12 protein-coding genes are annotated in these 13,210 nt (G+C 69.2%); 5 read left to right on the top strand and 7 right to left on the bottom strand.

What is annotated here, in order from left to right; genetic code table 11:
• Positions 1 to 150: 150 nt before the first annotated feature.
• A complete protein-coding gene (locus OU415_RS23170) occupies positions 151 to 1,125 on the top strand; it encodes a cutinase family protein (RefSeq protein WP_270951191.1) in 975 nt (324 codons plus the stop codon).
• Between the two features lie 149 nt (positions 1,126 to 1,274).
• Here OU415_RS23170 and OU415_RS23165 read toward each other — a convergent pair whose 3' ends face one another.
• The 3 genes from OU415_RS23165 to OU415_RS23155 are packed head-to-tail and all read right to left on the bottom strand — an operon-like array spanning position 1,275 to position 3,458.
• Positions 1,275 to 2,639 carry a DEAD/DEAH box helicase gene (locus tag OU415_RS23165; RefSeq protein ID WP_270951190.1) on the bottom strand — a complete coding sequence of 455 codons (1,365 nt, stop codon included), beginning with the start codon at positions 2,637 to 2,639 and terminating at the stop codon, positions 1,275 to 1,277.
• Complete coding sequence (locus OU415_RS23160; protein ID WP_270951188.1) at positions 2,632 to 3,207, bottom strand: RNA polymerase sigma factor; 576 nt, start codon at positions 3,205 to 3,207, stop codon at positions 2,632 to 2,634. Before OU415_RS23160 ends, OU415_RS23165 begins: the two co-directional genes overlap by 8 nt.
• Positions 3,204 to 3,458 carry a hypothetical protein gene (locus OU415_RS23155; RefSeq protein WP_270951187.1) on the bottom strand — a complete coding sequence of 85 codons (255 nt, stop codon included), beginning with the start codon at positions 3,456 to 3,458 and terminating at the stop codon, positions 3,204 to 3,206. Before OU415_RS23155 ends, OU415_RS23160 begins: the two co-directional genes overlap by 4 nt.
• Positions 3,459 to 3,841: 383 nt before the next feature.
• On the opposite strand from OU415_RS23155, the gene OU415_RS23150 reads away from it, so the two are divergent.
• Positions 3,842 to 4,699 (top strand): alpha/beta hydrolase, encoded by an 858-nt coding sequence (locus OU415_RS23150; RefSeq protein ID WP_270951185.1) that lies wholly within the window; start codon positions 3,842 to 3,844, stop codon positions 4,697 to 4,699.
• Between the two features lie 24 nt (positions 4,700 to 4,723).
• Here the strand turns inward: OU415_RS23150 and OU415_RS23145 are convergent, their stop codons facing one another.
• On the bottom strand, positions 4,724 to 5,242 hold the full coding sequence (locus OU415_RS23145; protein WP_270951184.1) for a 2'-5' RNA ligase family protein: 519 nt from the start codon (positions 5,240 to 5,242) through the stop codon (positions 4,724 to 4,726).
• 114 nt (positions 5,243 to 5,356) lie between these two features.
• Between OU415_RS23145 and OU415_RS23140 the strand changes: the two genes are divergently transcribed.
• The 3 genes from OU415_RS23140 to OU415_RS23130 all read left to right on the top strand — a co-directional run bounded on the left by OU415_RS23140 (position 5,357) and on the right by OU415_RS23130 (position 9,056).
• On the top strand, positions 5,357 to 7,162 hold the full coding sequence (locus OU415_RS23140; protein ID WP_270951183.1) for an FUSC family protein: 1,806 nt from the start codon (positions 5,357 to 5,359) through the stop codon (positions 7,160 to 7,162).
• Between the two features lie 142 nt (positions 7,163 to 7,304).
• Complete coding sequence (locus tag OU415_RS23135) at positions 7,305 to 8,168, top strand: LLM class F420-dependent oxidoreductase (RefSeq protein ID WP_270951181.1); 864 nt, start codon at positions 7,305 to 7,307, stop codon at positions 8,166 to 8,168.
• A 69-nt stretch (positions 8,169 to 8,237) separates the two neighbouring features.
• Positions 8,238 to 9,056, top strand: a complete 819-nt coding sequence (locus OU415_RS23130; protein ID WP_270951180.1) for an SAM-dependent methyltransferase — start codon at positions 8,238 to 8,240, stop codon at positions 9,054 to 9,056.
• A gap of 57 nt (positions 9,057 to 9,113) precedes the next feature.
• Here OU415_RS23130 and OU415_RS23125 read toward each other — a convergent pair whose 3' ends face one another.
• Genes OU415_RS23125 through OU415_RS23115 form a run of 3 tightly spaced genes read right to left on the bottom strand, consistent with a single transcriptional unit; the run spans position 9,114 to position 13,137 of the window.
• Complete coding sequence (locus OU415_RS23125; RefSeq protein ID WP_270951179.1) at positions 9,114 to 10,562, bottom strand: amidase; 1,449 nt, start codon at positions 10,560 to 10,562, stop codon at positions 9,114 to 9,116.
• Positions 10,559 to 11,809 carry a M20 family metallo-hydrolase gene (locus OU415_RS23120; RefSeq protein ID WP_270951177.1) on the bottom strand — a complete coding sequence of 417 codons (1,251 nt, stop codon included), beginning with the start codon at positions 11,807 to 11,809 and terminating at the stop codon, positions 10,559 to 10,561. Before OU415_RS23120 ends, OU415_RS23125 begins: the two co-directional genes overlap by 4 nt.
• On the bottom strand, positions 11,806 to 13,137 hold the full coding sequence (locus OU415_RS23115; RefSeq protein ID WP_270951175.1) for an MFS transporter: 1,332 nt from the start codon (positions 13,135 to 13,137) through the stop codon (positions 11,806 to 11,808). Before OU415_RS23115 ends, OU415_RS23120 begins: the two co-directional genes overlap by 4 nt.
• Positions 13,138 to 13,210: the final 73 nt, after the last annotated feature.

Genomic DNA, 13,210 nt, shown 5'->3' with positions numbered 1-13,210 from the left:
GCTGAACCCGGTTGACTCGCGATCATCGCCCGGCGAGCATGCTCCCCGTAAACCGGCTCGATTCGCCTGAAATGGTCCAGCGCCGCGAACGCGCATTCGGGGAATGCACGTCGACGTCGCGCGCGATCGGAGAGGTTTCGCATGCATCTGATGAAAAGGGCGTGCCTGGCGCTGTCCGCCGTCGCCTTGACCGCTACCGGTCTGGCGGCCGCCGACGTCGCGGCGGCCGAACCGGTGCAGACCGCATCGGCGGACTGCAGCCACCTGTACGTCCTGACCGACGGTCGGGGCCGGGGCCTGACCGGCAAGACCTGGGACGACGCGGGGACGACCGTGCCCGCCGGGGCGCAGATGGACAAGTTCCGCTACGACGACGGGATCGTGCCGGGCGTGCACCCGCACAGCCTCGACGAGACGCGGCGGGTGGCTGCCCCGGCCCTGGCGCAGAAGGTCCTCGACTTCCACCGCGCGTGCCCGGGTTCGCCGGTCACCCTCGTCGGCTACTCGTTCGGCGCGCTGATCTCCGGTGATGCGGTCGAGCTGCTGGCCGCGAAGAACGAGGTCCCGCACGAGCTGCTCAACGCCGTGCTGATCGCCGACCCGCGCAGGCACGTCGCCGACACCGCGTCGCAGGGCCCCTCCGGCGGCATCATGTCGGTCGCTCCCGACGGCCCGGGCATGCACACCCCCGGCCCGCGCGACTTCCGCGGCGTCAAGGTCGCCAGCATCTGCCGGGAGGACGACCTCGTGTGCAACGCCGCGAACCCCATCTCCAACGCGCAGGCGTTCACCGGTGAGATGCAGCGGCTGCCCACCGCGCACGGCGCCTACGGCGACGCGGACCCGAACCGGAACTACTGGGCCCGCCCGGCGAACTTCGCCGACGTCGGCGACCTCGTGCTCCCGCCCTCCGCGCCGATCACGTGGGGCCCGGCCGCGTTCCCGGCCCCGATGCCCCGGGAACTGCTCAACGACAACGAGGTCTACAAGGGCGCGATGGACGGTCTCACGCAGTCCGGAGACGCCCTGGCCTGGGCGAACGTGCTGAACACCTTCGGCCTCCCCGGCGACGAGATCGTCCACGGCTTCTGGAAGGCCCTGCAAGAAGCCGGAGCCGGGTACTGACCCCTCGCCGTCCGCCGGACGAAACCGGAACCATCACCAACGGAACTTGGTCGAAGAACGGCGCCAGACAGCCTCGGACGCCGTCGTCCTTTACATCATTCGGGCCTGCCACCGGCGAACACAAGGCCGGGAATGTCCGGTGACTCCGCTTATCGCGCGAGCACGTCCGACCTGTTCCCGACCGGATCTAGTTGATCGAGTGCCCGGATCAGTTCGGGGCCCGGCGTGAGCTGATCTCGCCGGGCCTCCGGATCCATCCGCATTTTGCCCGCCGAATCGAGCAGGTGAAGCAGGCGCTCAGCAACCTCGACCAGCGACGATCCCTCGTTCAGTTCAGTTCTCAGCAGCTTGAGCCACTCGACGTCGTGCTCTGCATCCGCCTGCACAGACCACCCCACGTCGCCCAAGACCTGTCGCCAATGCGGGCATGCCTTGCCACGTATGTCCGCAGCCGACAAGACAGCAGATACTTCGAGCAACCTCCTCCAGTACGAGACGGCGCGGGATTGGACGCTCTTCCACTGCAAAAGCTCGGTATCAGGTCCGATATCGCGAGCGAGAACGCGGAAGGACGACGCGAACTCGGCAGTGAAACAAGCGCTGGCGTCGCATGCAGAAGCTGTCAAGGTCGGCACAACAGGTTGGCGATAATCCGCGGACATCGCACTCCCGATGCGGGGATCGCCGCCCCGGTTCAGTCGCCCCACACACTGAACCAACTCGGACGCCAGACTTATCTCGGCCCGTGACCAGTCATCCGTATCGAAGATAGATTCAGCGTCACGGAAGAACGGCGATCTCCTGGCAAGGTGTCGCGCCACCTGTTCAGCGGCCGCCTTCGTAGGCGCAACAAGCAAGGTGCGACGCCCGTCGCGGGCCAACTTATCAATCAGATTCATGATCGTATTCGTCTTGCCACTGCCGGTAGAAGCAGCACACAGAAGCAAGCCCGAGCGAGTGCCAGCATCCACCTGGCCGCTCGACCACCCGTGATCGAGTAAGTCAGCGATACTGCGCGAGGTTTCCCGCGCAGCTTCTCGGGAATCACGGGCATCAGCAACAATTCGGTCCGCGCGAGCATGAGCGTCATCGATGATGCGGGCCGCAGCGTCCTTGGCTGCTCGAACTATGCTCGCCGCATTGGAGATCTCATCGGCTACGGGTATCTGCTCAGTGTCAACTCCCCCACTGAGAGGCGCGAGCGAGGTGTTGGCGGCAGCACAACGGATTTCGGGTGCCTCGATGGCCTCGCGAAGCATCGCGATGTCGGCCAAGGTTTCTGGAGCATTCGGCACTCCGCAGTCGACAGCAAGACCGTACCAACGATGGGCGGCATCAAGATCGCCGCGCGAGAAATACTCGGCACCGAGGCTCTCAGCGGCGTGCCCGACAGCGATTCGGTCGGCCGCTACCAGCTCAGCATCCCTGTCTGCTGGATCCATCTCCTCGACAGCCCGGTTTAGCAGGTCCATATCGAACGGCTTCAACATGTGCGTGCCCTGGTGGTCAGTCATGGGAACTCCCTCTGGACGCCGCAATATTGAAGGGCTCGGAAAGTCCATCGATACGTCGCATCAGATTCTTCCTGGCGGCGTCCAAGTGCTTTCGCAGACCTGACAGACTGATACCCATGATCTCCGCAGCTGTCCGATGTTTGAGGCCGTCCACGCGGACCAGTTCGAAGGCGCGCCGCTGTGCAGGAGTCAGGTACGAGAGCACCTGCATGAGCTCGCGGTAGCCCAGCTCAGCGAGCACCTCCTCCTCAGTCGAGATAGTAGCGTCGTCTGCGAGCGGTCCACCTTCCATCGGTGTGACCGGACGCCGCGAGCCTTCACGGTAATAGCCGGCGATCTTCCGATGTGCGATGCTGAACAGCATCGGCGTCCTCTCGTTCGTCTGCACTGGCTGCCGCTTACGCCACCAGATCACGAAACCCTTGGCCGCGTTCTGCCGAATGTCCTCGGCTACGTGGTGGTTGCCCACTCTGCGTCGGACAACTCGGTAAAGCTCATCCCAGTGAGACGTTAGGAAGGTCGCGAGGTCCTCCTCATCGCCTTCCTGACCGGGATCTTTCGCGCTCACCCGTGCACGTCCGCTTGGCCGCACACCGGCGCAGTGACGACCATCGACCAACGCGCACCGTCCGGTTCATCGACCTCCACGCGAGCGTTCCCTCCAGACATAGCCAGCGTGGTGGCCATCCTGTTCATCGCCCTCCCGCGATCACGCGCACGAATCGCCTGATTGCGCATGTCTGCGACTGCCAATGCCAGACCCGTCAAGGGCCGTTCCAGAACGACCTCCTGCTGCCCGGGCACGTCGTCTGCCTTCACACCCATCGCCACCTTCCTACGTCACGGTCGGCCCAACACCGACACCCCATACATCGCGGCAGCCCACCATGAGTGCCAGTACTCGCATGAAGAAATTTCGCGTGATGGCCGATTGGCGACTGAGACGAGTGACTTGGAGCAGACGATTCGACGTCTTGTCTGCCCCTGGCCGGATCCCGACCAGGCAATACCGTTACGGGCGGCCGAGGCCGTCTAAACAACCATTGCCGCATCGTTCTCCTCAGTTCACAGCAGACTCGACTGAGCTCGATGCCAAGCCAGCACCGTGATCTGCTGAGCGGATCCCGGGGTTGCCGAGAATCGATCACCGGACGAGGCTTGCGGAGGCACTCCGCAAGCGCAGTCGGCCGGGAAGGTGCTCGATGACGAAGCCCCACGACGAGGCGTTGCCGAAGACGACGCACTCCGAAGGAACCCTGTCCTCGGGGCAGTACTGGCAGAGCTGGACCGTGGACCAGCCGGCCGGGGTGGTCGTGCTGGTCCACGGCGTGCACGAGCACAGCGGCCGGTTCCGGCACGTCGCCGAGCGGTTCGGAGCGGGCGGCTACGCCGTCTACGCCCTGGACCACCCGGGGCACGGCCGATCGCCCGGCACCCGTGGCAACATCGGCAGCATGGCCGCCGCTGTCACCGGGGTCGACCTGCTGGCACGGCTGGCCGGTGAGCGCCATGACGACGTTCCGATGTTCGTCTACGGGCACAGCATGGGCGGGCTGATCTCGCTGCAGTACCTCACCGGCACGCCGCTGGACCGGATCGCCGGTGCCGTGATCTCCGCCCCGGCGCTCGACCCCGGCCCGGTGTCGGGCGTGGAGAAGGCGTTCGCACCGCTGCTGTCGAAGCTGCTGCCCGACCTCGGCGTGCGGCGCATCGACGCGAACACCATCAGCCGCGATCCCGAGGTGGTGCGGGCCTTCCGCGCCGATCCGCTCAACCACAACGGGAGGATGCGCGCGCGGACCGCCGTCGAGATCATGCGGACCGCCGAAGCCATGCCGCAACGGCTGCCTTCGCTGACCATGCCGCTGTTCGTCCTGCACGGCGGCGCGGACCAGCTGATGCCGCCGACCGCCAGCGAGTTGGTGCGCACACGCGCCGGTTCGGCGGATCTCACCTACCGGCTCCACGAAGGCCTCTACCACGAGTCCCACAACGAGCCCGAGAAGGAGCAGGTCCTCGACGAGATCGTGGACTGGGTCGACGCGCATCGGACCGCTTGACCGAGGACCGGCGACGGCGTGGCGTCAGCCGGTGAAGTCGAACCGCCGGCGCAACTCCCACCCGCCCTGGAAGCCGATCAGCCAGGCCTCGCCGACTTCGGCCCGGATCGGCGCGAACTCCGGGACGATCTCGCGCTCCACCGCCGCCGCCGTTTCGTCCGAGGTGTTCAGCGCGACCGTCAGGTGCGGCTCGACGTCGCTGCCGAATCGGCCGCCGTACGGGAGCAGATCCGGCCACCGCCGGCGAATACGGCCGGTCAGCGCGGTGAACCCGTCTTCCGGAGTCGGCCGCAGGGAAACGAATCCGCCTGCTCGACGGCACTCGCCGAGCTCCACCCCGAATCGCGGCTGACCGGCGAAAACCTCGGCCAGAGCGGCCAGAACCCGGTCGTCGAGCGCTTCAGCGGGCACGAACGGGTACAGCAGCGAAACGTGCGCGGGCACCGGCCGCACCGCATCCGGGAACCGCGCCGCCACCGCGGCCAGCAGTCGATCAGCTTCCGGCAGCGGCACCACCAGCGCCGTAACACCGTCTTCAGGCATGCCCCTGTTCTACCCGGTGGTGAGCAGCTGACCGTACTCTGCGGGGAGCACTCGGGCGGGCGATCATGTTGCGCGCACCGACCGCCCCACCCGATCCGCACCCCGAGGTAGCAGATGAGCAAGACCGACAGCGCGTCCACCCGGGCCAAAGGAAGCCCGCTGCTGCTCGTCCTGTTCGCGGTGGCCCTGGTCCCGACGTTCCTCGTCGGCTACGCGGTGGGCGCCGGATCGGCCTCCGTCGTGGGCGGGTTCGTCGCGCTGTTCTCCCTGCTCGCCTTCCTCGGCGGTCCGCTGCGGCCCGATCTGCGCCTGGCGGCGGCCTTGAGCCCGCTGCTGCTGTTCGCGGCGATCGTGCCGCGGCTGCTCGGGGAGGTCTCCCGGCCCGCTGCGATCGCGGTCATCGTGGTGATCGTGTTCGTCGCGGCGCTGCTGCCGGTGCGGGGGCCGCGGTTCGTCACGGTCGGCCTCGGTCTGGGCATGGTCACGCTGTTCGCCTACGGCATGGCGCTGCTCGGACCCGTCGGCCCCTGGCAGGTCGTCGTCGCCGCCGTGACCGGTGTGGTGATCGCCGTCCTGCTGCGCGTGCTGCTCGGCATCTCGGACCCGTCCAAGGCGACCCGCGCGAAGATCGCCGACGTCCTCGACGCCGAAGTTCCCGACCTGGACGCCGCTTTCGACACGTGGCTGGCCGATGGCCGCCGCCGCTGGCTCGGTGCTGCGCTCGGCGCGGCGTCCCGCTACCGCCTGGCCCTGCGCTCGGCCGAGGCGATCCAGCGCGCAGGCCGGGCAGAACTCGACGAGGCGTTGGCCTCCGCACGCACTCGGGCCGAGGGCCTCGCCGAACGAATTCGCGCCAAGAAACCCGCTCCGGAAGCCAGCGCAGAGCAAGCGGCCTCCGGCACGAGGCTCCTCTCCGATGCCTCGGCCGCCCTCGATGCTGTGGAGCGGGCCGTCGACGAGCGCGACACCTCGCGGGTCCCGCTGGCCGACCGGCACCACCGGTTGCGGGAAGCGGTCCTGCAGCCGAGCGTGCGGCTGCGCTCGATCCAGGTCCGGCACGCGGTGCGCACGGCGTTCGGGCTGCTGCTGGCCCTGGTCCTGACCTCGTACCTGCCGCCAGGTGATCCGCTGGTCGCCACCGCGCTGATGACGACCTTCGGCATCCTGCAGGCGAGCTGGCGCGCAACGCTGTCCAAGGCCCGACCGCGCGTCATCGGCCTGCTCGCCGGAGCAGCCCTGTCGGCCGTGATCGTCCTGGTCGTGCCCACCCCGTACCTGCCCGTGGTCGCGGGGGTGGCGTTGCTGATCGGGCTGTGGAACATGATGGCCCGCCCGACCTACGCCTACACGTTCATGGTCGTGGTGACGGTCGGTTTCAACACGTCCCTGCGGCACACCGACCCGGTCCACACCCTGGTCGAGTACGCGCTGCTGACGCTCGCCGCGGCGACCATCGGCGTCGTCATCGGTTTCGCCGTCGTCCCGGGCCTGCGCCCAGAACCCCTGCAACGCCGAATCGTCACCGCGCGGGTGGAAACCGCAGGAGCGCTGCGCGCGCTGACCGAACCGGGCAGCGCCACGAGTCCGGAAACGGTCGCCCTGAACCGAGCTGCAGCGCGAGCCCGCGCGGAGCTCACGCCCGACCGCGAACAACTCGACGACGACCAGCTCGCCGAACTCGACCGCTACCGAGCCGCCCTGAACGACCTCTCCACGCTCGGCACCACCGCAGCGCTCACCGCTCCCGAACACCTCAGTGCCGCCCTCGACGTCCTGGACGACCGAACACCACCGGCACCGGCCCGCCCGGACAGCGATGAAGCCCCCGAGGGCCTGGAACCCGTGCTGACCGGACTGGCCAACCAGGTCCGAACGACCGAGGAGAACCTCCTGGCCGCGCTCCCCGCTCCGAAGCGCTGAGACCTAAGCCGGGCAGTTCCTCCGCAGCCGTTGCCTGCCTCGAGCAGGTGCGCTGATCCGCTTCCGCGCTCGACCGTTCCGCAGCGGAGTGAAACGTGTTCTAATCGGGCTCGAGCGGAGCAGCGGGATCGGAGGCATACCTGTGCGATACGGCATCGTGCTGTTCAGCAGCGATCGCGGCATCTCGCCCGCCGAGGCGGCGCGGACCGCGGAGGAAGCGGGGTTCGACTCCTTCGCCGTCCCCGAGCACACCCACATCCCCGTGCGGCGGGAAGCCGCCCATCCGGGCACGGGCAGCGACGAGCTCCCCGACGACCGCTACCTGCGCACTCTCGATCCGTGGGTCGCGCTGGCCACTGCCGCATCGGTGACGCGGAGGATCACGCTGTCCACCGCCGTCGCCCTGCCGGCCGAGCACGACCCGATCTCGCTCGCGAAGACGATCGCCTCGCTCGACCACCTGTCGGGCGGACGCGTCGTGCTGGGAGCGGGATTCGGCTGGAACACCGACGAACTGGCCGATCACGGCATCCCCGGCGGCCGGCGGCGGACCGCGCTGCGCGAGTACCTGGACGCCATGCGGGCGCTGTGGACGCAGGAGGAGGCGCACTACGAGGGCGAGTTCGTGAGCTTCGGCCCGAGTTGGGCCTGGCCGAAACCCGTTCGCGCGGGGCACGTCCCGGTCCTGCTCGGCGCGGGTGGCACGGAGCGCAACCTCGCCTGGGTCGCGCGGCACGCCGATGGCTGGATCACCACGCCGATCGAGCGCGACGTCGAGGACCGGGTGCGACGACTTCGGGAGCTCTGGAGCGAGGCGGGCCGCGACGGCGAGCCGGAGGTCGTCGCGCTCGCCGGCAAACCGGATCCGGACGCGTTGACCGCCTGGGCGGACTGCGGGGTGACCGAGGTCCTGTTCGGGCTGCCGGACGCTCCGACCGAGGACGTCATCGCCTACATCGGCCGGCTCGCCGAACGCGTCGGCGTCTCGAACGGCTCGCCCGGATAGCCCAATCGCCCACTTCCGGTTTCCGACAACGATTAGTGTGTCGCGGACCCGGCATGGGGAGGCTCGACGATGGATCGCACCGGCAGCGACGACGCGCACCCGAGAACTGAGATCAGCGGACCCGAGGTGGACGTCTCCACGCCGAACGTGGCGCGGATGTACGACTACTACCTCGGCGGGGCGGCCAACTTCGCCGTCGATCGCGAAGCCGCCGAGAAGGCGCTGGCCATCACCCCGGAGATCGGCCGGTTCGCGCGGATGAACCGGCTGTTCCTAGGTCGGGCCGTGCGGTACCTGTGCGAGCAGGGCATCGACCAGTTCCTCGACCTCGGTTCCGGTGTGCCCACCGTCGGCAACGTCCACGAGATCGCCCACCAGCACGACCCGGACGCCCGGATCGCCTACGTCGACCACGAGTCCGTGGCGGTCGCGCACGCGCGGGCGCTCCTGGTCGACGAGCCGAACGTCAGCATCACCCAAGCCGACATCCGCCGCCCGGCCGATGTCCTGTCCGCACCAGGCGTTTCCGGGCTGCTGGACTTCTCCCGGCCGGTGGCGGTGCTGGCCGTGGCCATCGTGCACTTCGTACCCGATGCCGACGACCCGGCCCGGATCCTGCGCACCTACCGCGAGGCCTGCGCCCCGGGCAGCTACTTGGCGCTCTCGCACGGGTCGCCCATCACGATGACCGAGAGCGAAACCCACCGCGGTCAGAACGTGTACCGCAGCACGAAGACACCGCTGGTGGTCCGCGACCGCGATGAGATCGCCGCGTTCCTCGACGGGTGCGAACTGGTCGAACCCGGTCTCACCCCGATCAACCACTGGCCGACGACCAACGACGAGCAGCCCGCCAACGGTTACGGCGCCGTCGGCAAGCTGCGCTGACCGGGCCGCAGTCCGCACCGGCTCGAGCTTGGTCTCCTCGCTCGAGCCGGTGCCGCTTCACCGACCGAGCGCGGGCCAGGGTGCTCGGGGGACGAGTGCTTCGATTCCGGCGGCGACCCGGAACACCGGTTCCTCGTCGAACGGGTGGCCCACGACCTGCACCCCGGTCGGCACGCCGTTGCCCGCCGCACCGCTGGGCACCGACAGCACCGGGCACCGGTTTGCGACGTTGAACGGGCTGGTCAGGTGCGCCTCCCAGTAGTGCCCGTGGTGGTGCCCGCCGAGGTCGATGCCGTCGAGGTAGTCGCCGTCGGCGTCCAGTGCGGTCACCGCGTTGGTCGGGCAGATCAGCACGTCCACGTCGGCCATCGCGGTGGCGAGGTCGCGCTGCATCGCGGCGTCCAGGGCCAGGGACTCGACGAGGCTGGTGCGCTCGGCCTGGCGGCGGGCATCGGCGATGAAGCGCTGGGCGTAGGGCGCCAGCGTCTCCACGTCACCGGACTCCTGCTCCATCGCCGGCCCCAGGATCTGGCCGAAGTGGGCGAAGATCGTGCGCATCACCTGGTCGCTCGTCCACGGCAGCTCCACCGGCACGACGACGGCACCGGCCTTCTCCAGCCGAACCACCACGTCCAGCGTGGCGGCTTCGACCTCGGGATCCACCGGGAAGTCGCCGAGCCGCACCGACAAGCCGACCCGCACACCGCGCAGCGCAGCCACCGGATCCTCCGGCAGTGCGATCGGCACGCCCTGCGGGCCCCACGAGGTGTGGTCGGCGGGATGCCGTCCGGACATGACCGACGCGAGCAGCGCGGTGTCGGCCACGGTGCGCCCCATCGGCCCGTCGCCGCGGTACCAGTCACCGCCGAGCGGTGGCAGCCCCGGAATCCGGCCGTACGGCGCTTTGTAGCCCACGGTTCCGGTGAAACCCGCGGGCACGCGAGTCGAACCCGCGATGTCGGACGCGGTCGCCAGCGTCGTCATGCCCGCGGCCAGCGCAGCGCCCGCCCCGCCCGACGAGCCGCCCGGCGTCGCGTCGAGGTTCCACGGGTTGCGGGTCACGCCCCACATGGCGCTGTGCGTCACCGTGGCGCAGCTGAACTCCGGTGTGGTCGTGCGGGCGTGGATGACGCCGCCGGCCTGCCGGATGCGCTCGACCACGGGGTGGTCCGCGTCGGCCACCCGACCGGCGTGCGTGGCCAGTCCCTGCTCGATCCGCCGTCCGGCGAGGTTGTGCTTCTCCTTGGTGGCCAGGGGAATTCCGAGCAGCGGCGGCGTGGGTTCCTGGGATCGGGCCGCGCGGACGTAGGCCTCCGCAGCGCGTTCCGCCTCGGCCCGCGCCTCCTCGTGGAGGGTTTCGGTGAACGCGTTGATCCCGCTGTTGACCCGCTCGGCCCGGCCGACGACGGCGTCGAGGAGCTCCACCGGTGACAGCTCCAAGCTGCGGAAGGCCCGCAGCGCGGACACGGCGTCGAGGTGGGCGAGTTCGTCCCGGGACTCCGTCATCGTCCGGTCTCCTCCCGGTCCAGCCCGCCCTGGAGCAGTTCCCAGGTCGCTTCGGTGAGCGCGTCCACGCCCACGGACATCTGCTCGTCGCTGGTGAACTCGCGCTCGCAGTGGCTCACGCCGTCGATGGACGGGATGAACATCATCAGCGCCGGGACGATGCGGTTCATCGCCACCGAGTCGTGCCCGGCCATGGTGTTGATCCGCCGGATGCCGATGCCGAGCTCGGCAGCCACCTTCTCGCTGAGCTCCAGGCCTTCCTCCGGGAAGCTCTGCACCGGCCGGACGTCGAAGTCCCGGACATCGATGGTCAGGTCGTGCTCGCTCGCCACCGCCGCGATCCGCTCCAGCAGCAGCGCGCGGGCTTCGCGGACGATCTCCGGCCGGTTGGCCCGGAGGTCGGCGACGAGGTGGACCCGGCGGGGCACGACGATCGGCGAGTTCGGTTCCAGGGTGAGCTGGCCGACCGACGACACGATGGACTCCGGCTCGAAGTCCTGGGTCACGTCGTGGACGAGCACCACGACCTTGGATGCGGCCACCAGCGCGTCGCGGCGGTCGGCCATCGCGGTCGCGCCGGTGTGCGACTGCTCCCCCAGCACCTCGACGTCGAGCTTCTGGGTGTACCAGCTGTGGTCCACCGCGCCGAGCTCGATGCCCTCCCGCTCCAGGATCGGCCCCTGCTCGATGTGGATCTCGGCGTAGGCGACCGGGGTGGGCCGCTCGTCGGTGCCGCGGTAGCCGATGGCGTCCAGGGCGTCGGCGACGGTGACGCCCGCGAGGTCGGTGACCTGCAGCATCTCCTGCTCGTCCATCAGCCCGGCGAAGACCGAGCTGCCCATGATCGACGGCGGGAACCGGCCGCCTTCCTCGTTGAACCAGTCGACGACGGCGAGGTTGTGCTTCGGGGCCGGTTCGCCCGCCGCGACCCGTGCGGCGAGCCGGTCCGCAGCGTGCAGGGCGGCGATCACGCCGTAGGCGCCGTCGAACCGGCCACCGCGCGGCTGGCTGTCCAGGTGCGAGCCGACCAGCACGTAGTCGGCGTCCGGATGCCACTCCACCAGGGCGAACAGGTTGCCGATCGAGTCGACGCGCACCGACCAGCCGCGCGCCTCCGCGAAGGCGACGAACCAGTCCCGCATCTCCTTGTCCTCCGGTGTCGCCGCCTGCCGCTCGACGCCGTTCGCCGGCGTCGCCCCGATCGCGGCGACCTGGTGGAAGTCGGTCAGGAAGGATTCGGAGTTCATCGGGCAACCTCCACGTCCACGCGCTGCCGGGTCTCGGGCACCCGGGTGGCGATCAGCAGTACGAACACGATCAACCCGGCGACGGCCATGTACCAGCCGGGCGCCGACGGGACTTCGGTGCGCCCGACGAGGTAGGTGCCGACGAACGGCGCCGTGCCGCCGAACAGGGCGTACGCGACGTTGTAGCTCACCGCTGCCGAGGTGAACCGGGTCCTGGTCGTGAAGATCTCGACGAAGAAGGCGTAGCAGCCGCCGCCGTAGGTGATCAAGCAAAGCACGAACAGCGACTGGCCGAGCAGCGCGAGGCCGAGGGAGCCGCTGGTGACCAGGCTGAACGACGGCACGGCCAGCAGCGCGAGGGCGAGGGATCCCGCCAGCAGCATGGGTTTTCGGCCGACCCGGTCCCCGACGATGCCGCCGACGGGCAGCAGCACGGCGTAGAGCAGCATCGCCGCGGCGTTGGCCAGCAGCGACTCCTCCCGGCTCAGACCACCGGATCCCTGCAGGTAGGAGACGAAGTAGCCGCTGAGGAAGTAGAAGCCGAGCGCGGTCAGGCCCATGACGAAGCCGACCTGCAGCATGCGGACCTTGTTCTCGCGGAACGCTTCCCGGACCGGGGCGTGCTCGCGGCCTTCGGCCTTCCGCAGCACCTGCTGGAACGCCGGGCTCTCCTCGGTCCGGCTGCGGATCCACAGGCCGACGAAGGCCAGCGGCAGCGCCAGCAGGAACGGGATCCGCCAGCCGTAGGACTGGAACGCCTCCGGGCTCAGGACGTTCGACAGCACGAAGATCAGGGTTCCGCCGAACACCGAGGGCAGCGCCGTCGCCGACAGGGTGATGCCGAGCCAGAAGCCGCGCTTGTCCAGCGGGGCGTGCTCGAAGACGAAAGCCGGTGCGCCCACCGACTCACCACCGGCCGAGAAGCCCTGCGCGAGGCGGCACAGCACCAGCAGGGCGGGTGCGGCGGCGCCGATCGTGGCGTAGCCCGGCAGCAGGCCGATCATCGTCGTGGCGAAACCGATGGTCAGCAGCGTGATGTACAGGACCTTGCGCCGACCGATCCGGTCGCCGAGAGCGCCGAAGAACAGACCGCCGAGCGGGCGGACGAAGAACGCGACGCCGAAGGTGGCGAACGTGGAGAGCATGCTGGCCAGCGGGCTCGCACCGGGGAAGAACAGCGCGGCGAGGGTGACCGCGGACAGCCCGTAGAGCGTGAAGTCGTAGAACTCGATGAACTGACCGACGCTGCCACCGGCCAGGACTCGCTTCTGCAGGCCCGAAGGGGCGCGGGTCGGGGCGCCGGAAGCGGTAGGTGCGCTGGTCCTCAATGGGCTGCTCCCAACAGGAAGTGCGGCGGGGAACCGGAGACCTCGCCGTCGCAGGTGTGCCCATGCTGGTCAG

It is taken from the genome of Saccharopolyspora oryzae, assembly GCF_027853915.1.
GTDB lineage: Bacteria > Actinomycetota > Actinomycetes > Mycobacteriales > Pseudonocardiaceae > Saccharopolyspora > Saccharopolyspora oryzae.
The sequence above is the reverse complement of the archived record's forward strand: the minus strand, read 5'-3'. Positions and strand labels throughout refer to the sequence as shown.

Bases quoted from the DNA above. Each gene is read 5' to 3' on its own strand.
- OU415_RS23145 (WP_270951184.1), bottom strand. From the start codon at position 5,242: ATGCCTGAAGACGGTGTTACGGCGCTGGTGGTGCCGCTGCCGGAAGCT.
- OU415_RS23165 (WP_270951190.1), bottom strand. From the start codon at position 2,639: ATGACTGACCACCAGGGCACGCACATGTTGAAGCCGTTCGATATGGAC.
- OU415_RS23150 (WP_270951185.1), top strand. From the start codon at position 3,842: ATGACGAAGCCCCACGACGAGGCGTTGCCGAAGACGACGCACTCCGAA.
- OU415_RS23140 (WP_270951183.1), top strand. From the start codon at position 5,357: ATGAGCAAGACCGACAGCGCGTCCACCCGGGCCAAAGGAAGCCCGCTG.
- OU415_RS23130 (WP_270951180.1), top strand. From the start codon at position 8,238: ATGGATCGCACCGGCAGCGACGACGCGCACCCGAGAACTGAGATCAGC.
- OU415_RS23120 (WP_270951177.1), bottom strand. From the start codon at position 11,809: ATGAACTCCGAATCCTTCCTGACCGACTTCCACCAGGTCGCCGCGATC.
- OU415_RS23170 (WP_270951191.1), top strand. From the start codon at position 151: ATGAAAAGGGCGTGCCTGGCGCTGTCCGCCGTCGCCTTGACCGCTACC.
- OU415_RS23125 (WP_270951179.1), bottom strand. From the start codon at position 10,562: ATGACGGAGTCCCGGGACGAACTCGCCCACCTCGACGCCGTGTCCGCG.